At 67.8% G+C, this 23,611-nt stretch carries 26 protein-coding genes; 13 read left to right on the forward strand and 13 right to left on the reverse strand.

The features are described from left to right. Positions 1-47: 47 nt before the first annotated feature. The 5 genes from QR64_RS18705 to QR64_RS18725 all read right to left on the reverse strand — a co-directional run bounded on the left by QR64_RS18705 (position 48) and on the right by QR64_RS18725 (position 2,114). A complete protein-coding gene (locus tag QR64_RS18705; RefSeq protein ID WP_152640975.1) occupies positions 48-1,097 on the reverse strand; it encodes an AAA family ATPase in 1,050 nt (349 codons plus the stop codon). Between the two features lie 18 nt (positions 1,098-1,115). Continuing rightward, entirely contained in the window at positions 1,116-1,433 is a 318-nt protein-coding gene (locus tag QR64_RS18710) for a hypothetical protein (protein WP_039586706.1), read from the reverse strand. Continuing rightward, positions 1,426-1,665, reverse strand: coding sequence for a hypothetical protein (locus QR64_RS18715; protein WP_152640976.1), 240 nt, complete (start codon positions 1,663-1,665; stop codon positions 1,426-1,428). Before QR64_RS18715 ends, QR64_RS18710 begins: the two co-directional genes overlap by 8 nt. Continuing rightward, the gene (locus QR64_RS18720; protein WP_039586711.1) at positions 1,662-1,868 is read right to left on the reverse strand and encodes a hypothetical protein; all 207 of its coding nucleotides are present in this window, start codon (positions 1,866-1,868) and stop codon (positions 1,662-1,664) included. The genes QR64_RS18715 and QR64_RS18720 overlap by 4 nt, the downstream gene beginning before the upstream one ends. Positions 1,869-1,931: 63 nt before the next feature. Beyond that, positions 1,932-2,114, reverse strand: a complete 183-nt coding sequence (locus tag QR64_RS18725) for an excisionase family DNA-binding protein (protein WP_039586713.1) — start codon at positions 2,112-2,114, stop codon at positions 1,932-1,934. A gap of 122 nt (positions 2,115-2,236) precedes the next feature. Here QR64_RS18725 and QR64_RS18730 point away from each other — a divergent pair, with 122 nt between their 5' ends. The 3 genes from QR64_RS18730 (at position 2,237) to QR64_RS18740 (ending at position 4,504) form a co-directional block, all read left to right on the forward strand. Beyond that, positions 2,237-2,788 carry a hypothetical protein gene (locus tag QR64_RS18730; protein WP_152640977.1) on the forward strand — a complete coding sequence of 184 codons (552 nt, stop codon included), beginning with the start codon at positions 2,237-2,239 and terminating at the stop codon, positions 2,786-2,788. Further along, positions 2,772-3,989 carry a tyrosine-type recombinase/integrase gene (locus QR64_RS18735; RefSeq protein ID WP_039586717.1) on the forward strand — a complete coding sequence of 406 codons (1,218 nt, stop codon included), beginning with the start codon at positions 2,772-2,774 and terminating at the stop codon, positions 3,987-3,989. The genes QR64_RS18730 and QR64_RS18735 overlap by 17 nt, the downstream gene beginning before the upstream one ends. 251 nt (positions 3,990-4,240) lie before the next feature. Beyond that, a complete protein-coding gene (locus QR64_RS18740) occupies positions 4,241-4,504 on the forward strand; it encodes a hypothetical protein (RefSeq protein ID WP_006552507.1) in 264 nt (87 codons plus the stop codon). A 44-nt stretch (positions 4,505-4,548) separates the two neighbouring features. Here the strand turns inward: QR64_RS18740 and QR64_RS18745 are convergent, their stop codons facing one another. Continuing rightward, positions 4,549-5,598 (reverse strand): DUF1524 domain-containing protein, encoded by a 1,050-nt coding sequence (locus tag QR64_RS18745; RefSeq protein WP_039586774.1) that lies wholly within the window; start codon positions 5,596-5,598, stop codon positions 4,549-4,551. A gap of 139 nt (positions 5,599-5,737) precedes the next feature. On the opposite strand from QR64_RS18745, the gene QR64_RS18750 reads away from it, so the two are divergent. Beyond that, a complete protein-coding gene (locus QR64_RS18750) occupies positions 5,738-6,403 on the forward strand; it encodes a YoaK family protein (RefSeq protein WP_024102754.1) in 666 nt (221 codons plus the stop codon). A gap of 53 nt (positions 6,404-6,456) precedes the next feature. Continuing rightward, on the forward strand, positions 6,457-7,041 hold the full coding sequence (locus QR64_RS18755) for a TetR/AcrR family transcriptional regulator (protein ID WP_024102753.1): 585 nt from the start codon (positions 6,457-6,459) through the stop codon (positions 7,039-7,041). A 53-nt stretch (positions 7,042-7,094) separates the two neighbouring features. Here the strand turns inward: QR64_RS18755 and QR64_RS18760 are convergent, their stop codons facing one another. Continuing rightward, the gene (locus QR64_RS18760) at positions 7,095-7,832 is read right to left on the reverse strand and encodes a 3-hydroxybutyrate dehydrogenase (protein WP_006552511.1); all 738 of its coding nucleotides are present in this window, start codon (positions 7,830-7,832) and stop codon (positions 7,095-7,097) included. Then, positions 7,829-9,217, reverse strand: a complete 1,389-nt coding sequence (locus tag QR64_RS18765) for an MFS transporter (RefSeq protein ID WP_039586719.1) — start codon at positions 9,215-9,217, stop codon at positions 7,829-7,831. Before QR64_RS18765 ends, QR64_RS18760 begins: the two co-directional genes overlap by 4 nt. 123 nt (positions 9,218-9,340) lie before the next feature. Here QR64_RS18765 and QR64_RS18770 point away from each other — a divergent pair, with 123 nt between their 5' ends. From QR64_RS18770 to QR64_RS18790, 5 genes are all read left to right on the forward strand, one after another. Beyond that, entirely contained in the window at positions 9,341-10,240 is a 900-nt protein-coding gene (locus QR64_RS18770) for a LysR family transcriptional regulator (protein ID WP_006552513.1), read from the forward strand. 9 nt (positions 10,241-10,249) lie between these two features. Then, positions 10,250-11,182 carry a tRNA glutamyl-Q(34) synthetase GluQRS gene (gene gluQRS, locus QR64_RS18775; RefSeq protein ID WP_033097942.1) on the forward strand — a complete coding sequence of 311 codons (933 nt, stop codon included), beginning with the start codon at positions 10,250-10,252 and terminating at the stop codon, positions 11,180-11,182. Positions 11,183-11,268: 86 nt separating this feature from the next. Continuing rightward, positions 11,269-12,195: a hypothetical protein gene (locus QR64_RS18780; RefSeq protein ID WP_006552514.1), complete on the forward strand. Its 927-nt coding sequence runs from the start codon at positions 11,269-11,271 to the stop codon at positions 12,193-12,195. Positions 12,196-12,305: 110 nt separating this feature from the next. Then, positions 12,306-13,058, forward strand: coding sequence for an RDD family protein (locus tag QR64_RS18785; protein ID WP_006552515.1), 753 nt, complete (start codon positions 12,306-12,308; stop codon positions 13,056-13,058). Positions 13,059-13,183: 125 nt separating this feature from the next. Continuing rightward, positions 13,184-13,915, forward strand: coding sequence for a queuosine precursor transporter (locus QR64_RS18790; RefSeq protein WP_039586776.1), 732 nt, complete (start codon positions 13,184-13,186; stop codon positions 13,913-13,915). 19 nt (positions 13,916-13,934) lie between these two features. Here QR64_RS18790 and tgt read toward each other — a convergent pair whose 3' ends face one another. The 3 genes from tgt to QR64_RS18805 form a co-directional block, all read right to left on the reverse strand. Next, on the reverse strand, positions 13,935-15,194 hold the full coding sequence (gene tgt, locus QR64_RS18795; RefSeq protein WP_200886521.1) for a tRNA guanosine(34) transglycosylase Tgt: 1,260 nt from the start codon (positions 15,192-15,194) through the stop codon (positions 13,935-13,937). Next, entirely contained in the window at positions 15,191-16,429 is a 1,239-nt protein-coding gene (locus QR64_RS18800; RefSeq protein ID WP_019290300.1) for an MFS transporter, read from the reverse strand. Before QR64_RS18800 ends, tgt begins: the two co-directional genes overlap by 4 nt. 162 nt (positions 16,430-16,591) lie before the next feature. Further along, a complete protein-coding gene (locus QR64_RS18805; RefSeq protein WP_019290301.1) occupies positions 16,592-19,333 on the reverse strand; it encodes a calcium-translocating P-type ATPase, PMCA-type in 2,742 nt (913 codons plus the stop codon). A 148-nt stretch (positions 19,334-19,481) separates the two neighbouring features. Here QR64_RS18805 and QR64_RS18810 point away from each other — a divergent pair, with 148 nt between their 5' ends. Beyond that, positions 19,482-19,901: a pyridoxamine 5'-phosphate oxidase family protein gene (locus QR64_RS18810; protein WP_039586779.1), complete on the forward strand. Its 420-nt coding sequence runs from the start codon at positions 19,482-19,484 to the stop codon at positions 19,899-19,901. 36 nt (positions 19,902-19,937) lie between these two features. Next, complete coding sequence (locus tag QR64_RS18815; protein WP_170318520.1) at positions 19,938-20,804, forward strand: cation diffusion facilitator family transporter; 867 nt, start codon at positions 19,938-19,940, stop codon at positions 20,802-20,804. A gap of 4 nt (positions 20,805-20,808) precedes the next feature. On the opposite strand, the gene QR64_RS18820 is transcribed toward QR64_RS18815, so the two are convergent. Continuing rightward, on the reverse strand, positions 20,809-21,411 hold the full coding sequence (locus QR64_RS18820) for a LysE/ArgO family amino acid transporter (protein ID WP_006552522.1): 603 nt from the start codon (positions 21,409-21,411) through the stop codon (positions 20,809-20,811). Positions 21,412-21,483: 72 nt separating this feature from the next. Between QR64_RS18820 and QR64_RS18825 the strand changes: the two genes are divergently transcribed. Next, positions 21,484-22,365: a LysR family transcriptional regulator ArgP gene (locus tag QR64_RS18825; protein WP_082331804.1), complete on the forward strand. Its 882-nt coding sequence runs from the start codon at positions 21,484-21,486 to the stop codon at positions 22,363-22,365. Between the two features lie 80 nt (positions 22,366-22,445). On the opposite strand, the gene QR64_RS18830 is transcribed toward QR64_RS18825, so the two are convergent. Beyond that, positions 22,446-23,423, reverse strand: a complete 978-nt coding sequence (locus QR64_RS18830) for a MarR family transcriptional regulator (RefSeq protein ID WP_039586722.1) — start codon at positions 23,421-23,423, stop codon at positions 22,446-22,448. Positions 23,424-23,611 lie beyond the last annotated feature (188 nt).

The following is a 23,611-nucleotide window of genomic DNA, read 5'->3' on the forward strand; positions in this document are numbered from 1 at the left end:
GCGTCTGTTACTTCCGGTCTATTCCTGCTGGTAGGGCTGATCTGCGGTTATTCGAGATCGGTAACAGAAGGAACAGAAGTAACAGGGGTGTAGGTGCCCCGTTTGGGCTTCTCGATACGCCCGGCCTCGAACAGCCGGGAGAGGTAGACCTTGGATGCCGTCATCCCCAGCGCCTTGTCGACCTCGCTGGGAGTCACGCCGGCCGGATGAGCCTCCACGTAGGCCAGCACCTCGGCGCTTCGGTCACCGATGTTCTCGGGCTTCTCGCGGCGCTTCTCGGCCGTCGCGGCTGCGTCGACCAGATCCATGCCGTCGAGAGTCCATCGGCCGTCATTCATCACGAGGGCGTACTCGGCCTCCATCACGTCGCGGCCGGTCACGCTGAGGACTGCCTCGTCCGAGTGCCGGCGACGGGCCAGCACGAGGATGAAGTCAGCGGCCCCGGCGATGCCCTGTGTCCCGGACACCGCGTCGATGAAGTCGGTGGATTCGGCCTTGCGGGTGTGGTGCACCACGAGCACAGTCGAGCCGGGCACATCGTCGGCAAGGCCCTTGAGCGCAGAGCCGAACTTGTAATCCGAGATGTACGACTCTTCCCCTGCCGCCTTCGGGGGCTTCATGCGTCCGAGCGTGTCGATCATGACGAGGGGTGCCTCGTCGCGGTTACGGTCCATCCATGCCGCTACCTGCCCCATCGCGGTGCCGGGTTCGGCCTTGATGATGACCTGGATACCGGCCGGGATCGGGCGGCCCTCCATGAGCTTGCGGAACCGGGATTGCAGGCGGCGGTGTCCATCCTCGAGCGCCAGGTACAGGACCGGGCGTTGCTTGACGGGGATCTTCCCGAGTGCGTATCCGCCACCTGCGCAGCCGAGTCCGAAACCTGCGACCATCCACGACTTGCCGGCCTTCGGCGGGGCGACGATCAGACCGAAACCTTCGGGGACTACGCCCTCGATTGCCCACTGCAACGCGGGGAAGGTCTGGGCATCCAACCAAGCACCATCGACGATCTGAGAACCGTTGTTGTCGTGGATGATTCCATTCTCGTCGCGCCAGGTGCGGTTCTCGTCGTCCCCGCCGAAGTCGGTGGTCATGCTGTAGTTCCTCGATTCCTAGTTCTGCGGGGGTGCGATTCGGACGGCGAGGTCGCGGTACTCCCCGCCCTTACGCCATATCCGGCGGGCGACGTCGACGGAGACGATCGCGTTCATTCCCTGCTCGTCGAGCCATTCCGCGGCGGCCGTAGCGGCGTCGACGTCGTGCTCATTCGGGTGCTCGATGCAGTGGTGCGACCACGGGTCGGTGCAGGTGCAGCCGAGGATGTCGGGCCGTCGAGCGAGCCGACGAGATGCCGGGCTGCGATGGAATCGCCTGCGACCTGCCACGTTGCCGGCGTCGGCACACTGGCTGCGGCGGGTGTACTCACTCATCGCGCACCGCCTTCACGGTGAGCCCCTCGGCGTCGATCTGCTGCTGGTAGACCGTGAGCAGGGCCGTGGCGAGCATGGGGGCGTCGGTCAGGGCGAAGTCCGTCTCCCCGATACCGACCACGTGCTCCCGGTGTCCGCTCGACGACACTCGCGTGCCCGACCAGACCTTCACGTAGCCGACGCCGGTGTCGAACTCGAACTCGTGCTCGGCGAAGTTCTCGAGCATGCTCATCGCTGCACCGCCTGTCGGTCGGTGTCCGACTCGTCGGTGAGGGTGAACGGGATCGGCTCGTCCGGGTCGAGCTCGCGCGCCTCGCGCCAGGTGTCGAGCAGCTTGTCGACGGCGACGGCGATCAAGCCGAGGCTGTAGCCGACGACGAGAGAGGCCACGCACAGCATGGCGAGTGTGAGGATCAGGCTGATAGCCTCGTACATCAGAGATCTCCTTAGAGGGTGGGTTTCTTCTCGATGCCCTGGCGGATTGCGGCCGCCGGGGCATCACTCTTCTGAGATGCCGAACAGGGCCAGGAACGGTGCGCGCGGAATCAGCACGCGGCGACCGATTCGGACGGACGGGATGGTCCCGTCCTCGATGCCCTTGTCGAGCGTCCGCTTGTCGATATGCGCCCTCGCGGCAGCTTCGGTCCGCGTGAGAGTGATCGGAACCTTTGTGTTCGTCACTGCAAGTCCTTTCGGTACCTCATGTCAACGGGTGCCGATTCAGTAGACCACTGTCGGCACCCTTCGTCAAGACATGCCGACACATCTGGACACGGCATAGCGGAACCGGATACCTTCAGCGCATGGTCTACGTATCCGTGCACCCCCTTGAAGGCGGCCTTATCGAGCCGATCCCCGGAGTCGAAGTACACAAAAAGGCACTGGTGGTCCACGAGGATTACCTCGGCTACGACGTCACCGGCGAAGTCGAGGTAACAGATCAGGGCAAGGCTGAGGTCGTTCAGCTCACCGTGAAGAAGCGGCCGGACGGCGAGCGCGTCACAGGATCCGCACTGAGGTCGATTGCGGTTCAGGGCATCGTTCGATCGTTCGTGAAGCACGAACTCCGGTGGAAGCTCGGACTTTCCCCCGGGGAGACGGTCGAAGTCTCCGCGCACGGCCTGCTGACCACGGAAGAGGCTCGACGGCTGAAGAGGCAGGGTCCGACACCCGAGACAATCGAACAGGTAGCCCTGGTCTACCGCCTCGCAGAGTTCCTCGAGGACGCACCCACCAAGGCGGTTGAGGACACATTCGAGATCTCGCGCAGCACCGCCGGCGCATGGATCGGACGCGCTCGCTCCGCTGGCCTCATCCCCGCAGTGAAGGACGGAAGCGATGGCACGACGGAGTAGGCGGGCTGGCAAAGGTTCGATCACCAGCTATCAGACGAAGGCCGGCACGCGCTGGCGGTGGCAGCTTTGGGTACCCGTCGATCCCGAGAATCCCGATGAAGGCGAACGGCAGACCGGCAAGGCCGGCTACCGCACCATGAGCGAAGCCGATGACGGACTTGACGCTGCGAAGCGCCAGCTCCGGGAGCACGTGAAGTTCGTCCGCTCGGTGCCCACGGTCGCGGTCTACAGCGAACGTTGGCTTTCGGGTCTGTCCCTCGCGGCCTCCACGGTCGCCGGGTATCGCCGCGTCGTTCGCAACCACATCGTTCCCCAACTCGGAGACCTGCCACTGAACAAGGTCACCGCTACCCGGCTCGCACGGCACTACCGGGAACTGTCCGCAGCCGGACGGCGGGACGGCAAGCATGCCGGCGAACCCCTCTCGGCGAACACGGTCAACAAGGTGCACGTCATCCTCGGCGCAATGCTCGAGGCGGCGCGCGAGGATGGCCTCATCGCGGTGAACCCTGCCCGCAAGCGCAGCATCGTCAAGGCCCCGACCGGCAAGCAGATCCGAGCTGAGCAGACGGAGATGGTCACCTGGTCGGCGGAAGAGCTACGGCGGTTCCTCGCCTGGGACCGGGACGTGCACAAGGATGAGCTCTACCCCCTCTGGCTCACGATCGCCTACACCGGCATGAGGCGTAGCGAGGCCCTGGCGCTGCGATGGGGTGACGTGGACACCGAGGGTGGGCGGATCGCTATTCGTCGCGCCCTGGACACCACAGCCGCCAATACGACGAAGCTCACGAAGTCGGGCGGTGCACGGGTGGTCGATATCGATGATGCGGTGCTGGCAGTGCTGCGGTCCTATCGGGCGGCGAGGGGGCGGCTCTCCCTCGAGCTGGCACGACCGGGGGCATACATCTTCGGCAATCCCGAGGGCGGGACACGGAGTCCGAACGAGGTCTCGCGGCGGTGGCGTACGCGGGTACGGCAGGCCCGGGAGCACCTGGGCGACGAGCAGCTCCACACGATCACGCTGCACGATCTGCGGCACACACACGCGACCCTGCTCCTGGCGAACGGAGAGCACCCCAAGGTGGTGCAAGAGCGGCTAGGGCACCGGCACATCTCGGTGACTATGGACACCTACTCCCATGTGACACCGACTATGCAGCGGGGGGCGTCCGATCGGTTCGCCGGCCTGCTCTCGTGAGCAATGCAACAGTCCATGCAATAGCCCTATTGCATCGGGATGCATCGGGATGTTCATTTGGGGCATGAGAGAGATGAGAAACAGCAGGTAGAACGGTACTTCGGGTGTCGGGATGGACCCACCTGCCGGGCCACCATCAACAGTTCAAATCCCCTATCCTCCGCCACGGAACCCCGTGGGGCGCACAGCGTCCCACGGGGTTTCTGCTTTTCCGGTCCCCCTGTTCGCGTACCGGGCCGATCTCGGGCACGATGCGTCTCGTGACCGCGGACGACAATTTCCCGCTCGGCGGCGACGCCGACCACGAGCAGGCTTCGGTCTGGGTGGAGATGCTGGACCGGGAGATCGACGAGGTGTCCGCAGCCATCGAGAAGACCGAACAGAAGGCCCTCGCCGAACACCGGGTGGGGGCCGTGGACCGGGCGCGCCGGTTCGACGCCGAGGTCGAGCGGCTGGGCGCCCAGCTCCGCGAGCTGCACCGCATGCGCCGCAATCTCACCCACCGCTTCAGCTGACCGAGAGATCACGGCGGTGCGCTACTCGCAGGCGCTGCAGTGTGCTACTCGCAGGCGACGCCGTCCCCGTCACCGTCCATCTTCGGCCGGTAGCCGGGCTCTCCCACATACAGCGGTGCGGCTCCCGCGGCCCGGGCCGCCGCGCAGTTCTTGTAATACACCTCCGCCGGAGCAGGGGCCGGCTCGGCGGGTGCGAGCGCAGGTGCAGGTGCAGGAGCCGGCGAGGGTGCCGGCGCAGGTGCGGGCGCCTGGCGCGTCGTCGTGGTGGGCGCGGGTGCAGCTGCGGGAGCCCCACCTCCGCATTCGGTGAGGACCCGCGCCATCGCGTCGTGCTCGGCCTGCGTCACCCACAGGCCGTAGATCGCCTTGACCTCGATCTGCCGCGCGACATACGTGCAGCGGTACGCGCGGTTCGGCGGCAGCCAGGTGGCGGCGTCGCCGTCGCTCTTCTGCTGGTTGGTCGGCCCGTCCACGGCCTGGAGGTTGCGCGGGTCGTTGGCGAAATCGGCCCGGGTGCCCGCGTCGAGTTGCTGCGCGCCCTTCTGCCACGCGTCCGACAACGCGACGACGTGGTCGATCTGCACCGCGGTCGAGGTGTCCTGCCCGCGGGTGAACGCGATCGTCGTACCGGTGTACAAGTCGTTCAGGGTTCCCGACGCGACGACGCAGTCGCGGGTACCGGGCCGGTAGACGATATCGACGAGGTCGCGTCGCAGGATGTCGTTGCGGGTGTCGCAGCCGTTGCCCCCGAACTCCACCGACACGTCGTCGCTCCACGCCTGGCCGAACAGGTCGCGGCTGTACCCGGTCTTGGGCGCGCGCCCCTTGATCGGCAGGGTCGCCAGCCGGGCCAGGGCCTCCGACGAATCCGCCGACGCTGCCGGGTTCGGTGCGGTCGTCGAGGTGGAGCGCGTCGTGGTGGGGGACGGTGTCGTCGTGGGGGTTTCGGAGCTCGGCACCGGGGACTGTTCGGAAGTCGCCGCCGGAGCGACGGAAGTGTCCTCGGTGGTCGAATCACAACCGGTGAGGGTCAGACCCGCGACCGTCGCGACGACGAGCAGGGACAGCCGGGACGACAAGCGGGGCAAGGACATCGAGGGAACTCCTGAGAACGACGGCGCCGGACGGCTCCCCTTGTCCATCGCGCCCACGACGCCCGGTCGTTACACCACGTAAGCATCCGGGAGCCGACGTGGTCGGCATCCCGGAGGGAACGGTTCCTACTATCGTCTGGTGGTCGGTTACGGCAGGCAGTTGCAGGGACTCGCGATCGCGCTGTCCTCTCTCGCAGGGTTCATCGATGCCCTCGGGTTCATCACCCTGGGCGGTGTGTTCGTGTCGTTCATGAGCGGCAACTCCACGCGCTTCGCGGTCGGCACGGCCGACGGTGCTTGGCAGACGGTCACCCTCATCGGCGGTGTGCTCGCGCTGTTCGTGCTCGGAGTGATTCTCGGCAGCGTGGTAGCGGAACTGACCGACCGAGACCGGCGGACCCGCAAGACCGCCGTCCTCGCGACGGTGACCGTGTTGCTGACGATCGCCGCCGCGGCCGTCTTCGTGGACTGGACGCCGGTCGCCGTGATCGCGATGACCTTGGCCATGGGAACGGAGAACTCGGTGTTCCGGCGGCTCGGGGAGACGACCGTCGCCCTGACCTACATGACGGGTGCGCTGGTCAAGATCGGGCAGCGGATCGCGGCGGCGTTCTTCGGTGGTCCGCGCTGGAGCTGGCTGCCCTATCTGGGCCTGTGGGGCGGCCTGGTGACGGGCGCCGTTCTCGGCGCGCTCGCCCACCGGGTGCTGGGGCTGCACGCCCTGTGGATCGCAGCGGCGTTCGCAGCCGCGCTGACGGTGTCGGTCCGTTTCCTCTCAGATCGCGAGCTCACCGACGGGGTGTGATTCCCACCTCCCCGTACGTTCGTATGGTGGAGAGCTCGGCTACGGTGCTCCCCATGCGCACGCGCCCCTACATCACCACCAGCCCCACCAGGCTTGCTGCGGCCCTGCTCGACGTGGCCGCACGCAACGGTCTCGACGCGGCGAGTGTGCGGGAGGTGGCCAACGAGGCAGGGGTCTCGATCGGGGCGGTGCAGCACCATTTCCCAACCAAGGACGAGATGCTCGCGTACTCGTTCCGCACGCTCTCGGACCGGGTGCTGAACCGGCTGACGAACGTCGATCCCGACATCGATCCGGCGCGCACCCTGTTCTCCGCGCTCAGCCAGCTGCTCCCCCTCGACGAGGAACGTGGCAGCGAGGTGCACGTGATGTCGGCGTTCGCCGTGCGGGCGGTCACCTCCCCCACGCTGAGCGCCATCCGCACCGCCACCCTGTTCACGATCCGCACGGGCATAGCGCGCGTATTGATCCGCGCCGGTACACCCGACCCGGAGACCCGGGCCGCTCTGCTGCTCTCGGCCGCGAACGGGCTCGCACTCGACGCGGCGGCGAGCCCCGAGCTCTACCCGCGCGAGTATCTGACCCACGCTCTGCACGCCCAGGTCCAGCTCGTCCTCGACGGCGCCGACGCGCACTGACCCGCGCCCCGGAATCCGGGACGCGGGTCGGTGATTGCAGTCGGACCGTCCTGTCAGTGGGCCGACCAGCCGCCGTCCATCGTGTACGACGCGCCGGTGACCATCCCGGCTTCGTCGGAGGCCAGCCACGACACGAGCGAGGCCACCTCCTCCGGCTCGACCAGCCGGGTCACCGCCTGATCGGTGAGCAACACATCCGAGAGCACGCGATCCTCCGGGATGTCGTGCGCGCGGGCCTGTTCCGAGATCTGCTTCTCCACCAGCGGGGTGCGGACGTAACCCGGATTGACGCAGTTGCTCGTCACGCCACGGGGACCGCCTTCGAGCGCGACGACCTTGGAGAACCCCTCGAGGCCGTGCTTGGCGGTGACGTACCCGGCCTTGAACGCCGACGCCCGCAGCCCATGGACCGACGAGATGTTCACGATCCGGCCGAAGCCCCGCTCGTACATGCCGGGCAGCGCGGCCTTCACGAGCAGGAAGGGCGCCTCGACCATGAGCGTCTGGATGCGGCGGAAGTCGGCGAGGGCGAAGTCCTCCACCGGCCGCACCACCTGGATGCCGGCGTTGTTGACGAGGATGTCGACGTCGAGGCGGAGACCGTCGAGGCCGTCGGTGTCGAGCAGGTCGACACCCCACGCCTCTCCCCCGATCTCGTGGGCGAGCGTCTTCGCGGCGACCTCGTCGACGTCGGCGACGGTCACGCGGACTCCCTGCCGGGCGAGGGCGCGGGCGCAGGCCGCCCCGATCCCGCCGACACCACCGGTCACGAGTGCGGTGCGGGCCCTCATGCCGAGATCCTGGCGTTCTCGGCGGCCTTCTTCTGGGCGACCGTTTCCGCGTCCGCGGCGTCGATGTCGCGCAGCGAGATGCCCTTCGTCTCCCGGGCCACGATCACCGCGACGATCGTGATCAGCGACGAGCCGAGCAGATAGAAGGAGATCGGGACCGACGACTCGAAGCGGCTGAGCAGACTCGCGGCGATGATCGGGGCGAGCGACCCTGCGACGATCGAGGTGACCTGGTAGCCGAGGGAGACGCCCGAGTAGCGCATGCGGGTCGGGAACATCTCCGCCATGATCGCCGGCTGCCCCGCATACATGAACGAGTGGAAGACGAGTCCGATGACGATCGCCGAGATGATCCACGCACTGTTGCCGGTGTCCATCATCGGGAAGGCGAGGAAGCCCCAGGCACCGGCGGTGACGGCACCGATCATGTAGACGGGACGGCGTCCCAGCGTGTCCGACAGTCGTCCGACCATCGGGATGATCACGAAGTGCACGGCGTGCGCGGCGAGCATCCACCACAGGATGTGGCTGGTGTCGGCACCGACGACGATCTTCAGATAGGTGATCGAGAAGGTGACGACGAGGTAGTACATGACGTTCTCGGCGAACCGCAGGCCCATGGCCGTGAACACGCCGCGCGGGTAGCGCTCGAGCACCTCGAAGACGTTGAACGACGTCTCCTTCAGCTTGTCGGCCTCCTGCTGCGCCTCGAGGAAGATCGGGGCGTCGGTGACCTTGGTGCGGATGTAGTAGCCGATCAGCACGATGACGGCCGAGAGCCAGAACGCGACTCGCCAGCCCCACGACAGGAAGGCCGATTCGGGCAACGTGGTGGTGAGGACGAGCAGGACGATCGTCGCGAGGAGATTGCCCATCGGCACACCGGCCTGCGGCCACGACGACCAGAATCCGCGCGAGCGATTGGGGCTGTGTTCGGCGACCAGCAGTACCGCGCCGCCCCACTCGCCGCCGACCGCGAAGCCCTGGATGAACCGGAGCGTCACGAGCAGTGCCGGCGCCCAGTACCCGATGGCACCGAAGGTCGGCAGGCAGCCCATCAGGAAGGTCGCGACGCCGACCATGATGATGCTGGTCTGCAGCAGCTGCTTGCGTCCGAACCGGTCACCGAAGTGGCCGAAGACGATCCCACCGAGCGGCCGGGCGACGAAGCCCACAGCGTAGGTGACGAACGCCGCGATGATCGCGTCGAGTTCGTTGCCGCCGTCGGGGAAGAAGACTTTGGCGAAGACGAGGGTCGCGGCGGTGCCGTAGAGGAAGAACTCGTACCACTCGACGACGGTGCCCGCCATGGACGCACCGACGACCCTGCGCAATGCCGACGGTGAACCCTCCGGTCCATCCGTTCGTGCCTGTTCGACGCTCATGCCTGCACCCTCCCGGGACGCTGTGTGACGGGGAACACTTCCAAACACATATGCCGAGTATCGGTACGCACATTTGCATCCACAATGACGCGATTCGCAGATGCGATCTGCAAAACTGCACACATGAGCGTGCCCTCGGCCGATGACCTCCTCGTCCTGCTCGCCGTCGGGCGCAGTGGCAGGTTCACCAGCGCCGCCGACGACCTGGGCGTCAACCACACCACGATCTCCCGGCGGATCGCTGCGCTCGAGCGCAGCCTCGGCGGTCGCGTGCTCACGCGGTCGGCGGCGGGATGGGAACTGACCGACCGCGGTCGCGAGGCGCTCGAGGCCGCCGAACGCATCGAGGCCGCGGTCGGAAGTCTGCGGAACCCCCGGGGTGAGCGCCGCCTCGAGGGCGTCGTGCGTATCTCCGCCACCGACGGCTTCAGCGCCTACATCGCCGCCCCGGCCGGCGCGCTCGTGCGGCAACGCCATCCAGGTATCTCCGTCGAGATCGTCGCGACCACCCGTCGCGCCTCACAGCAGCGGTCCGGCATGGACATCGAGGTGGTCGTGGGACGCCCGCAGGTGCATCGGGCCGAAGCGCACCGTCTCGCCGACTACAACCTGGGTCTGTATGCCTCGCGCGATTATCTCGCCACGCACGGCTCCCCGTCGTCGGTCCGCGACCTGCGTGAGCACACCCTCGTGTACTTCATCGATTCGATGCTGCAGGTCGACGATCTCGACGTCGCGCGGCGCATCGCCCCCGACATGCAGGATTCGATCAGCTCGACGAACGTGTTCGTGCACGTCGAAGCGACCCGCGCCGCCGGAGGACTCGGTCTGCTGCCGTGCTTCATGGCCGATCGGCACCCCGATCTCGTCCGGGTCCTGCCCGGCGAGGTCGAGGCGCGTCTGGCCTACTGGCTCGTCGCACGCTCGGAGACGCTGCGGCAGCCGGAGGTCGCGGCCGCGGTCGCGGCGATCCGGGAGGTCGTGCACGCCCAGCGAGCGGTACTCCTGGGGGTCGCTCGATAGAGTGCACGGGTGTCACTTTCGGACGAGGACGAAGCAGGAGCGGGTCGCTTCGCACCGAGTCCCTCCGGCGACCTGCACTTGGGCAATCTGCGCACCGCCGTCCTGGCGTGGTTGTTCGCGCGGTCGACCAACCGTCGGTTCCTGGTCCGCGTCGAGGATCTCGACCGGGTGCGTCCCGGCGCGGAGCAACGCCAGCTCGCGGATCTCGCGGCGATCGGTCTCGACTGGGACGGCCGGGTGGTCCACCAGTCCCGCCGCCGGCGCCTGTACGACGAGGCGATCGCGCGGCTCGAGCAGGCCGGTCTGACCTACGAGTGCTACTGCACCCGACGCGAGATCCTCGAGGCCACCTCCGCACCCCACGCCCCTGCGGGCGCCTATCCGGGCACCTGCCGCAACCTCACCGACGAGCAGCGGGCCGAGCGCCGGGCCTCCGGCCGCGCCCCCGCGATCCGGTTGCGGGCGACCGAGGAGTGGTTCACCGTCCACGACCTGCTGCACGGAGATTTCACGGGCATCGTCGACGATCTCGTGTTGCGCCGCAACGACGGAACCCCCGCGTACAACCTCGCAGTGGTGGTGGACGACGCCGACCAGGGCATCGATCAGGTGGTACGCGGAGACGACCTGCTCACTTCCGCGCCCCGGCAGGCCTGTCTCGCACACCTTCTCGGACTGTCGGAACCCGTCTACGCGCACGTGCCGCTCGCGCTCGGCAAGGAGGGTAAGCGACTGGCCAAACGGGACGGCGCGGTGACACTGGCCGATCAGCTCGCGCTCGGTCACACGGCCGCCGACGTGCTGGGCACGATCGCCGTGTCGCTGCGACTCGCCGACCCCGGCGAGCCCGTGTCGCCGGAACTGTTGCTGGACCGCTGGAATCCCGTGAGACTCCCCCGCGATCCGTGGGTGTTCACCCCGTCGGAGGAAGGCATCCGATAGGACACGATGCGGACATAGCGGATGCGGACCCGAGGTGATGTCCGTACTCTCTCGGAAGTGTCCGATCCCGGAGACGAGAGGCAGCCATGACCACCGGTGGTTACGACCCGAATCAGGATCCGAAGAACCCGGGTGGTTATCCGCCACCCGGAAGCTATCCGCCGCCCTCGGGCGGTGGCACTCCCCCGCCGGGTGGGAACTATCCGCCGCCCGGCAACTACCCCCCTCCGGGGAACTACCCCCCGCCCTCGGGTGGCAACTACCCGCCGCCGGGTGGGTCCTACCCGCCGCCGGGGAACTATCCGCCTCCCCCGTCGGGTGGTGACTACCCGCCCCCTCCGGGTGCGTACGGCGCCGGGAGCTTCGGTGGTCCGCCTCCGAATCAGCTGAATGTCGGCGACGCGATCTCCTACGGCTGGTCGAAGTTCAGCGGTAACGCCGGCGTGTGGATCGTCTTCATGCTTGCTGCGTTCGTCATCCAGGGCCTGATCAGCGGCATCTTCAACGGGTTCGACTTCACCGGTGAGGCGACGGACTTCACCTTCCTGAGCGCCATCGGCAGCATCGTCTCGGCGATCGTCGGATACCTGATCCAGGCCGCCTTCGTGCGCGGTGCGCTGGCCGAAACCGACGGGCAGCGCCCCGCTTTCGGGACGTTCCTCCAGATCGGCCCGATCGGTGCGGTCATCCTCGCAGGTCTGCTCGTGGGCATCGGCACGTCGATCGGTCTCGTGCTGTGCATCCTCCCGGGCCTGGTGTTCGCGTTCTTCGCGTGGTGGACGATGCAGTTCGTCATCGATCGCAATCAGGATGCCGTCACCGCGATCAAGTCGAGCTTCAATGCCGTCAAATCGAATGCGGGAACGCTGGTGTTGCTCGCCCTCGCACTGCTCGGCATCAATCTCCTCGGTGCCCTGTTGTGCCTGATCGGCCTGCTGGTCACCGTGCCGGTGTCGATCATCGCCGTCACGTACGCCTACCGGGTCACCACGGGTGGTCCCGTAGCGGCCTGACACAACCCCGGCGGGACCCTCCCGTCGCATCCGTAGGCATATCTACCGACGCGCCACGGCACGCTGTACCGTGGCGCGTTGCCATGCCGATCGCGACAAGGGAGACATAAGTGACCACTGGTGGCTATCCACCCCCTCAGCAGGATCCTCGGGCGACGGGCGGTCATCCCGGCGCCCCCTCGTACGGCGCCACCCCGCCCGATTACACCCAGCAGTTCCCGCAGTACGGCGCGCCCCAGAACGGTGGCCCCCAGTACGGCGCTCCTCAGTACGGAACCCCGCAGAACGGAACGCCCCAATTCGGTGCGCCCCAGTTCGGCGCTCCTCAGTACGGTGCACCCCCGTACGGGGCGCCGCAGGACGGTGGGTTCGGCGGCCCGGGATTCCCCGGCCCGGATCCGAATTTCGGTGCCGGCACCCCGGGGGAACTGCTCCCGCGTCTCGGCGCCCGCATCATCGACGGCCTCATCGTTGGTATCCCCATGGGGATCCTGAGCGCGATCATGATCCTCGCGAGCGGTGGAAGCGGTTTCGTGGACTTCTTCATGACGGTCGTCAGCGGTGTCGTCGCCTTCGGCTACTGGACGTACATGGAGTCCGCTCGGGGCGCGACGATCGGCAAGAAGCTCCTCGGCTTGTCGGTCGCCGGCCCTGCCGGTGGTAACCCCACCCTCGAGCAGGCCGCCAAACGCAACGCCTTCGTCGCGCTGCAGATCCTCACCGGCGTCCCGCTGCTGGGCTTCCTCGCCGGTCTGCTGTCGCTCGCCGCATACATCGGTATCGCGGTCACCATCGAGCAGGACGGCAACAAGCAGGGTTTCCACGACAAGTTCGCCGGCGGCACCCAGGTACGTAAGTCCTGATCTCCCGTGCGCTCCGGGTCCCGTCCTCGTCAGGACGGGACCCGTTCGTCGCATATGGGGTGTTCGCGCACGTACAGACGGTCCGCAACTTCGTGATCACCCCGCGGAGATGCTTGGATGTCCGGGTGACCGAGCACGGATCGAACACCTCCCCCGCCCTCTTCGACCACGCCGCCTTCGCGCGCGTGGGACGCAGCCCGTACACGGGGATCGTCGTGCTGTTCACCGCGGTGCTGATGATCTCCAACATCTCCGCGACGAAGGGCATCGCGTTCTTCACCGGCTCCGAACTCACCGTCGGGCCGCTGCAGATCCTGCCGATCATCACCGACGGCGGGTTCTTCCTGTTCCCCCTCGCCTACATCCTCGGCGACGTGCTCAGCGAGGTGTACGGCTTCGCGGCCACCCGCCGCGCCGTCTTCTACGGCTTCGGGGCGGTCGCGCTGTCCGCGCTGTGCTTCTGGATCACGCAGCAGCTGCCCCCGGCCGACTTCTACGCCGGTCAGGAGTCCTTCGAGAACGTCCTCGGTGTGGTGCCCCGGATGCTGATCGCCGGGCTCGCCGGGTACGCGGTCGGGCAGTTGCTCAACTCGTACGTGCTCGTCCGCATCAAGGAACGCACCCGGGAGAAGCACCTGTGGGCGCGGCTGATCGGGTCGACCGTCGTCGGCGAGTTCGCCGACACCCTCATCTTCTGCTCGATCGCCGCAGGGGCCATCGGCATCACGACCTGGGCCGACTTCGTCAACTTCGTGATCGTCGGGTTCCTGTGGAAGACGCTGGTCGAGATCGTCGTGCTCCCGGTGACCTACCGCGTGATCGCGTACGTCAAGGAGCGCGAACCCTCCTACCCCTGACGACTCACGCCCTGACGACTCAGGCCCGACGCCGGCTCGCGTAGAACCGGCCGAGCGTCTCGGCCTTGAACTCGGCAAGCGTGCCGTTCTCCATGTTCGCCCGGATGTCGTCGACGAGGCGCACCGTGAACCGTTCGTTGTGGATCGTGCACAACGTCGAGGCGAGCATCTCCTTCGCCTTGAACAGGTGGTGGATGTACGCGCGCGTGTAGTTCCGGCAGGTGTAGCAGTCGCAGTTCTCGTCGATCGGCGTGAAGTCGCGCCGGTGACGGCTGGTGTTGATGTTGAACCGGCCGTCGGGGTGGTAGATCGCGGCGTTGCGCGCGACCCGCGACGGATTGACGCAGTCGAAGGTGTCGACGCCGTGCTCGACCGCGACGAAGATGTCGTCGGGTTCGCTGATGCCCAACAGGTGTCGCGGCTTGTGCTCGGGCAGCTCCTCGGTGCACCACCGCACGATCGTGCCGAGATTGTGCTTCTCGAGCGCACCGCCGATGCCGTACCCGTCGAATCCGCGGCCGGTCTCGCCGACGATGGACTCGAGGCCCCGGCAGGCCTGTCGTCGCAGGTCCTCGTACTGCGCGCCCTGCACGACGCCGAACAACGCCTGGTAGGGGCGGCGAGCGCGTTCGGCGGTGAGCTTCTCGTGCTCGGCGATGCACCGCACCGCCCACGCCTGGGTCCGTTCGAGGGAGCGTTCCTGGTAGCCGCGGGTGTTCATGAGGGTCGTGAGCTCATCGAAGGCGAACATGATGTCGGCGCCGAGCTCGTGCTGGATACGCATCGACACCTCGGGGGTGAACCGGTGCCGCGACCCGTCGAGGTGCGATTTGAAGGTCACCCCGTCGTCGTCGACGTGGGCGAGCCGCTCCTTGCCCTTGGCGATGACGTCGTCGTTCTGGACACCGACGGACTCCATCGCGATGACCTTCTTGAACCCGGCTCCGAGCGACATGACCTGGAAGCCGCCGCTGTCGGTGAAGGTCGGACCGGGCCAGTTCATGAACTTCCCGAGCCCGCCGGCCTCGTCGACGATGTCGGAGCCGGGCTGCAGGTAGAGGTGGTAGGCGTTGGCGAGCAGCGCCTGCGAGCCGAGCTCGGCCATCATCTCGGGCAGCACCGCCTTGACGGTCGCCTTCGTGCCCACCGGGACGAAGGCCGGGGTGCGGATGTCTCCGTGCGGGGTGTGGATCGTGCCCGTGCGGCCGAGTCCGTTGTCGAGACGCGCTCCGACCGTGAAGAAGGGATCGGGCGGGGTCGGAATGCTGGAATCGGTCACTTCCGTATCCAATCACGTCGGGAAGGTGCGGCCTTCTCGCGGCGGCGGACGGAGATCGCGAACACGGCGACACCGGCGAGCGCCAGCAGCACACCGACCGCGGCGGGAGCGGTGTAGCCGAACCCGGCCGCGATCACGACCCCGCCGATCCACGCACCGAACGCGTTGGCCAGGTTGAACGCGGCGTGGTGCAGCGACGCCGCGAGCGTCTGGGCGTCCTCGGCGACGTCCATCAACCGCACCTGCAGGGCCGGGCCCACCGCGGCGCATCCGACACCCAGGCCGAAGACCATCACGAAGGCGGTCCACGGGTTGTGGGCTGCGGCGACGAACAGCGCGAGCAGCACCGCGAGCGAGGTGATCGACGCGTAGACGCCGGGGATCACACCGCGGTCGGCGACGCGACCACCGATGGCATTGCCGACGACCATGCCCACGCCGAAGAGCATCAGCGCGACCGGCACCAGCGATCTCGACACTCCGGCGACGTCGGTCAGCGTGGTGCTGATGTAGGTGTACACCGCGAACACACCACCGAAGCCGATGACGGCCACGGCGAGCGTGAGCCAGACGGTGCTGCTCTTCAACGCCCCGAGTTCGACCCGCACGCTGGTCGTCGGTATCGACAGTGTCGGCACCCAGGCGGCGAGAGCGACGATGGTGGCCACTCCGATCACCGCGACCAGCACGAACGCCGCGCGCCAGCCCAGCGCCATGCCGAGCCACGAGGCAGCGGGCACCCCGACGACGTTCGCCACCGACAGCCCCATCATCACCAGCGACACCGCCCGCGCGCGGCGACCGGGTCCGGCGAGGTGCGCCGCGACCAGTGCGGCGACCCCGAAGTACGCGCCGTGCGGCAGGCCGGCGACGAAGCGGGAGACGACGAGCAGACCGTAGTTCGGGGCCAGCACCGTGGCGGCGTTCCCGAGGGTGAACGCGACCATCAGCGCGACCAGCAGTGTCTTGCGCGGCACGCGGGCGGCGATCGTCGCGATGAGCGGGGCACCGACGACGACACCGGCCGCGTAGGCGGAGACGACGTGGCCCGCGGTGGGTTCGGAGACCCCGATGCTCGTCGCGATCTCGGGGAGCAACCCCATGGCGACGAACTCGGTGGTTCCGATCCCGAACCCACCGAGGGCGAGCGCCCACATCACGAGCGTGCGCGCGGGATGTCCGGAGTCGGTGTGGGCAGGATCGTCGAGTGGGCGGCCGGAAGCCGTGGTGGTCATCGGTGAGGAAACCTTCGATCTGTCGAGGGTCCCGGAGCCGGAGGTCGTACGGGCCGGGACGCGGGCGCGCTGGGGGAGCGACGCGGGGGCAGCCTCCATTCTGGGGCAGTCCGGCCTCACACTTCTCCCCGCGGCGACGTGAGTTCCGCCATCTCCCGATCGTCAGGTGAGGAAGGTCGTATCCGCCCGCTCGGCCCTGCGCGCCTCGATCCTCCTGGCGACGAACTTGCCGATCTCGTCCACCCACAGCACGGACGAGCCGACGGCGACCGCGAGCAGCCACTGCTCGGAGGTGAGCGAGGTGGTGTCCATGAATCCCTGCAGGGCGCCGAGTTGCACGACGCAGATCTGAAGGACGACGACGGCGCCGATCGCGATCCAGATGGTGTGGTTGGTGAACGTCTGCGCCGAGAACACCGATCCGAGATCCGAGCGCACGTTGAACAGGTTGAACACCTGGTAGAAGACGAATGTCGTGAACGCGAGAGTGGTGGCGAACAACGGGTCGGATGCACTGTCGGGGAACAGTTCCGGCCCGAAGTGCAGGACCGCGATCGTGCCCACCGTCATCACGATGCCGAGGCCGAGGATGCGCTGGACCCGGGAGCGTTCGAGCAGCGCCTCGTTCGCGGGCCGCGGTCGTCGCCGCATCGCGTCGGGGGCGGTCGGGTCGACACCGAGCGCGAGCGCCGGCGGTCCGTCCATGATGATGTTCACCCACAGGATCTGCAGTGCGCTGAAGGGCGCGCCACCCGCGAGGCCGAGCACACCGGCCGTCAGGAAGATCAGGACGAAGCCCCACGCCGTGGTGAGCTGGAACTTCACGAATTTGATGATGTTGTCGTAGATTCCGCGTCCCTCGGCCACGGCGGCGACGATGGTCGCGAAGTTGTCGTCGGTGAGGATCATGTCCGCGGCGCCCTTGGAGACGTCGGTTCCCGTGATGCCCATGGCCACACCGATGTCGGATTGTTCGAGCGCGGGAGCGTCGTTGACGCCGTCGCCCGTCATCGCGACGATCTGCCCGTCGGCCTGCAGCGCTTCGACGAACCTGATCTTGTGTTGGGGCGCCACGCGGGCGAGGACACCGAATTCCTTTGCCCTCCGGCGCAATTCGTCGTCGGTGAGTTTGTCGAGATCCGCACCGGAGGCAGCCGACCCGCGGATTCCGAGTTCCTCGGCGATCGCGGAGGCCGTCACCAGATGGTCGCCGGTGATCATGTGCACCGAGATGCCCGCCTCGTGGGCGACGGCGATCGCATCCTCGGCTTCGGTCCGCGGCGGGTCGACGATGCCGACGATCGCGTGGATCGTCAGGTCGGCCACCTTCTCCTGCAGGGCATCGGTGTCGCCGCGGGGAACGGCGTCGAGGTCGCGCCCGGCGATCATGAGAGTTCGCAGACCTTCCGACGCGAGCGCCTCCACGGCCCGGTGGATCCTCGCGCGACCGTCGTCGTCGAGTGGAATCGGACCGTCGGGACCGGCGATCGAGGTGGCACGGTCGAGGAGCACACCCGGTGCACCTTTCACGAAACAGCGGTATCCGCCGTTCGGCAGGGTGTGGAAGGTGGCCATGTACTTGTAGTCCGAGTCGAACGGCACCTCCGCGATGCGGTTCAGCGCGGCCCGCGCACCCTCGACGTCGATGCCGCCCTTCTCGGCGAGCACCACGAGGGCGCCCTCGGTGGGATCGCCGACCAGTATTCCGTTGCGCACGGTCGCGTCGTTGCACAGTCCCATCCCGAGCAGTGCGTCCGTGAAGTCCGGTGCGGGCAGGCCGTCGCCGACAAGGATCTTGCCGTCGGTTCCGTACCCGGTGCCGGTGACGCGGAAGGCACGACCCGCGACGAGCAGTCGCTGCACCGTCATCTCGTTGAGGGTGAGGGTGCCGGTCTTGTCGGTGCAGATGTGGGTGGTGCTGCCGAGTGTCTCGACCGCGGCGAGTCGTTTGACGATCGCGCCGCGGGCCGCGAGGCGTGAGGCTCCCATCGCCAGGGTGAAGGCGACGACGGCCGTGAGCCCTTCGGGGATCGTCGCGACCGCCAGCGACACCGCGGTGACGAGGAGATCCGACCAGGTCTGCCCCCGCAGCAGTCCGAGGACGAACACCAGCGCCACCGTCACGATCGCGATGATCGTCAGGGCCTGGGCGAGCTGGCCGATGCGTCGTTGCAGCGGCGTCTGTTCGACACCTGCCGATCCGAGAAGGGTTGCGATGGCTCCCATCTCGGTGCGCATGCCCGTTCCGGTGACGATCATCGCGGCACGTCCGCGTGTGACCTCGGTGTTCATGAACAGCATGTCGGTGCGGTCGCCGAGCGGTGCGTCGGGATCGTCGACGACGTCGACCTGTTTGTCGACGGGCTGGGATTCGCCGGTGAGGGCGGCCTCGGCGACCTGCAGCCGGACGGCGGTGACGAGTCGGCCGTCGGCCGGGACGGTGTCGCCGGCCTCGAGGAGCACCACGTCTCCGGGGACGAGTTCGGCGCGCGGCACCTCCGTCCCGCGACCGTCGCGCAGCACCCGGCTGGTGGACACCGACATCTTCTTCAACGCAGCGAGGCTGCTCTCGGCCCGGGATTCCTGCACGTAGTTCAGCACGGTGTTGAGCGCGATCACCGCGAAGATGACGACGGGGGTCTCCCACTCACGGGAGACGGTGGCGCTGACCACCGCCGCGACGACCAGAACGAGGGTCATCCTGTCGGCCAGCAGCGACAGCACGCGTCGCCAGGTCGGCACCTTCTTCGCCTCGTCGAGCAGGTTCGGGCCGTACTCGCCGCGGCGTCGTTCGACCTCGTCCGCGCTCAGTCCTCGTTGCGGATCGACCTCGAACGCCTCGGCGACGTCGGTCGCGGCGCGGGTGTGCCAACTCGAGGTGGTCGCGGGAGCCTGTGCGGACATCGGCACTCCTCGTTCGGGCTGCTCTCGGCGGATCGGGCGAACACGGTCCTGACGGCCGGTTTCACCGTAACCGGCGGAGCGTTCCACTGCGCCGGAAGCCGGTTCGTGATGTGCTGGATACGGCAGCGGAACCGGAGGAGTGAACGCGATGCGCGACAACCCGAACACCGACGATCCTGTCGTCCCCCTCGACGAGGACCAGTGCTGGGACCTGCTCGCGACGGGCAAGGTGGGCCGCCTCGTCACCGTCGTCGGCGGACGACCGGAGATCTATCCCGTCAACTACGTCACCGACGATCGCACGGTGTACTTCCGCAGCGGTGAGGGCAGCAAGCTCTCCGAACTGGCGGTGCACCCGGAGGTGGCCTTCGAGGTGGACGAGATCCGCGAGGACTCCGCATGGAGCGTCGTGCTGCACGGACACGCCCGGATCCTGCGGAGCTTCGACGACGCGGCGCGGATCGACGCCCTCGGACTGTCGCCGTGGGTTCCCACCCCGAAGTACGACTACGTCGCGCTGACGGCCACCGACCTCACCGGGATGCAACTCACGCTCGTCAAGCGCTGACCGGTGGTGCCCTCTGCGCAGCAGCACCGCCTGTTGATGCGGTTCATGCTGCTGTCGGTGGCGACCGCGCTCGCGACGATGCTGCTGAAGGCATCGGCGGCGTGGATCACCGGATCCGTGGGTCTGTTGTCGGACGCACTCGAATCCGGGGTCAACCTCGTCGCGGCGCTCGTCGGTCTCGCGGCGCTACGTCTCGCCGCGAAGCCGGCCGATGCGAACCACGATTTCGGGCACGGGAAGGCCGAGTACCTCTCCGCCGCGGTCGAGGGCACCATGGTCTTCGCCGCCGCGACGGTGATCCTGTGGACCTCGGTCGAGCGCCTGATCTCACCGCAGCCGGTGACCGAGGTCGGACTCGGTCTCCTCCTGTCGGCCGGATCGTCGGCGCTCAATCTCGTGGTCGGTCTGCTGCTCATCCGGCAGGGTCGGGCACACCGGTCGATCACGCTGGTCGCCGACGGGAAACACCTGCTGACGGACGTGTGGACGTCGGCGGGCGTGCTCGTCGGCGTCGCGCTGGTCGCGCTGTCCGGGTGGGACGTGCTCGACCCGATCGTGGCGATCCTCGTCGCCCTGAACATCCTGCGGATCGGTTTCGGCCTCGTGCGGCAGGCGGTCGTCGGCATGCTCGACGCGGTTCTTCCCCCGGAGGACGTGACGGCGGTGAACGCCGTCCTCGACCGCTATCGGGAACCGGGGGTGGTGACGATCCTGCCGCCGCGCACCCGCGAGTCGGGACGTCAGCGCTTCGTCTACCTCGTCGTGCGGGTGCCGGGCGACTGGACGGTGCGGGCCGGGCACGACCTGCTCGACCGCATCGAGGCCGATCTCGCCGAGGCGCTGCCCGGTGTCGTGGTGTTCAGCCATCTCGAGCCCGACCGCGCCCCCACGGGACGCAGATGAGTGATCAGGACGAGGCGACGAGTCCGGCACCGAGGCCGAGCATCAGGACCGCGACGCCACCGTCGAGGATGCGCCACGAGGACGGCTTGGCGAACCAGGCGCGCAGATAGCGGGCCCCGTACCCGAGGGCGGCGAACCACACGACGCTCGCGGTGATCGCCCCGGCACCGAACCACCACCGGCCGGGGTTGCCGTAGTGGTTGGCCACCGAACCGAGCATGAGCACGGTGTCGAGATAGGTGTGCGGGTTGAGCCAGGTCAGCGCCAGACAGGTCAGCAGAGCCGCGCCGATGGTGACGGCACCGCCCGGGGCAGCGGACAGTGCCGACGGCTTCAGCGCGCGACGTGCCGCGAAGAGTCCGTAGCAGATGAGGAAAGCGGCACCCGCCCAACGGATCACGTCGATCGCGCCGGGAGCGCGGTCGAGGATCGTCGCGATCCCGGCGATGCCCGCGGTGATGAGCACGGCGTCGGAGATCACGCAGATCGCGATCACAGGCAGCACGAATCGTCGCGCGATCGCCATGCGCAGGACGAAGGCATTCTGCGCACCGATGGCGGCGATGAGGGACAGACCTGTGACGAATCCGGCGACGACGAGTGACATGGCATCGACGCTAGGAATCCTGTCGAGATAAGAACAGTTGATTTTGCTGTACCTGCATTAGAGTTTCTTAATGTGGATCTCGACTTCGCTCAACTTCGCACTTTTGCCACGGTATTGGACGAGGGCACTTTCGAGGGTGCGGCGGCTGTTCTTCGCGTCACACCGTCCGCGGTGAGCCAACGCATCAAGTCGCTCGAACAACACGTCGGTCAGGTACTGCTGCGACGGACCCGGCCCGTCAGCGCGACCGCGGCCGGCGAAGTGGTGATGCGGCTCGCCCGGCAGGTCGCGCGGCTGGAGCAGGACGCCTCCGAGGAACTCGGTCTCGGCGCCGACACCGGGAGTTACGCCACGATCCCGCTCGTCGTCAACGCCGACTCGATGTCCACCTGGATGCTGCGCGCCCTGGCCCGGATGCCCGTGCGCTACCGAGCCCTGTTCGAACTGCACCGCGAGGACGAGTTCCACTCCACGGATCTGTTGCGCGACGGAACCGCCATGGCAGCGGTCACCTCCGTCCCCGAACCCGTGCAGGGCTGCACGTCCGAGAAGCTCGGCGCCATGCGCTATCACGCGATGGCGAGCGTGGACTTCGCCGAACGCTGGTTCCCCGAGGGCATGACCCCCACCGAACTGCGGGAGGCCCCGATGCTCACCTTCGACCGCAAGGACGACATGCAGGATCGCTTCGTCCGCAAGCGGACCCGGCGGCGGCTGAATCCGCCGCGCAACTACGTTCCGGGCGCCCTCGAATTCGTCGAGGCCGCGCGGCTGGGGTTGGGCTGGGCCATGCTCCCCGACGCGATGGTCGCCGACACGACCGATCTCGTGAGCATGGCCCCGGACGACCCGATCGCCGTGCCGCTGTACTGGCAGCGGTGGCGGCTGGACTCCCCCGTGCTCGACGCGCTGACCGATGCGGTCCGTCGCACCGCGCGCGAAGTGCTGCACTGACCTCCCGGAATCCGACCTTCCGAAACGGGAGCGGCCTGACGCCCTACCTCGATCAGCGGCATGCGCCAGACCTTGTCGTCTCACCGCGCCTGCATCGCGCCGATCGGGTCGACATACATCACCCGCGACGCCGCACCGAGCGCCGCCGCCGACCGCAGATCGTCATCGGCTTCCGAGAACCGCAGTGGCACATCGTTGTACGACGACTGCTGCCGGTAACCGTCGGACACGTCCTCGCGCTCCCGTCCATGTCGGGTGAACAGCTCACCACCGACGGTCACCGCGTCGGGATTGACGACGTCGCGCACCAGCGCGACCGCACGGCCGAGGAGCACCGCCTGGTTCGGCGACGGGTCGGTGCCATCGGCACTCCCCGGTTCGAGTACAGCACAGAACGATTCGATGTCGTCGGCCGAGGACCGTGCGAGGCCGTCCACGAGCCACGCCATCGAGATCGATTCCTCCGCACACAGATACAGCCAGCTCTCGGGTCGTCGCCGGAAGGCGCTCTCGCACCGGCGGTATTCGACCTCCGCGACCGCCTCCACGTACGGAACGACCGTGTACGGCGTGGGCACGATCGCCCGGAACAACACGTCCACGGGCGCTTCGCACCAGCCCAGTCGCGGGTGGTCGAGCGCCCCTCGGTGCTCGTCGTACAGACCACCCACCGCGAGCCCTGCCCACAGCGGCTGCCTGCCTCGCTGGTGGGACTCGTGCACCCGCAGCGCCGCACCGATCGCGGCGAAGACGTCGAACACCGACGCCGGTGTCGCGAAGGTCGTCCGGTGCAGTTCCCGTCCGAGCAGGTCGCCGGAAACCACCCGGGTCTCCCGCTCCCCCAGATGGATACCGGCGAGGAAACCCCGTTCGGTGTCCACCTCCACCGGCACGTGCGGCCGTCCCACCCGTCCCCGCGGAGCGAGATCGGGGCGGTCGCGCAGCAACCCGTGCTCGAGCAACGACGTCACCGCCCGGTTGACCGTCGACGCCGACAGGCCCGTGAAATCGGCGAGCATCGTGCGCGTCGCCGGTCCCCCACGTCGCAGATGCTGCATGATCCGCCCCGCCGGTGTGGTCTCGTCGACCCGGAAGACCCCCGGTCGTCCAGATCGCACGGAGACCCCCGGTCGCGCAGAGCGCAGGAGATCGAGAGGTGACCGTACCGCTGTTGTCCGCACCTCCGTCATGGCCAGAAGTGTCCCGTCCCGCCCGCGAGGACGGAATGTTTTGTATCAGGCCGCGC

Origin of the sequence: Rhodococcus sp. Chr-9, from assembly GCF_000801125.1 — a bacterium.
Classification (GTDB): Bacteria; Actinomycetota; Actinomycetes; order Mycobacteriales; family Mycobacteriaceae; genus Rhodococcus; species Rhodococcus pyridinivorans.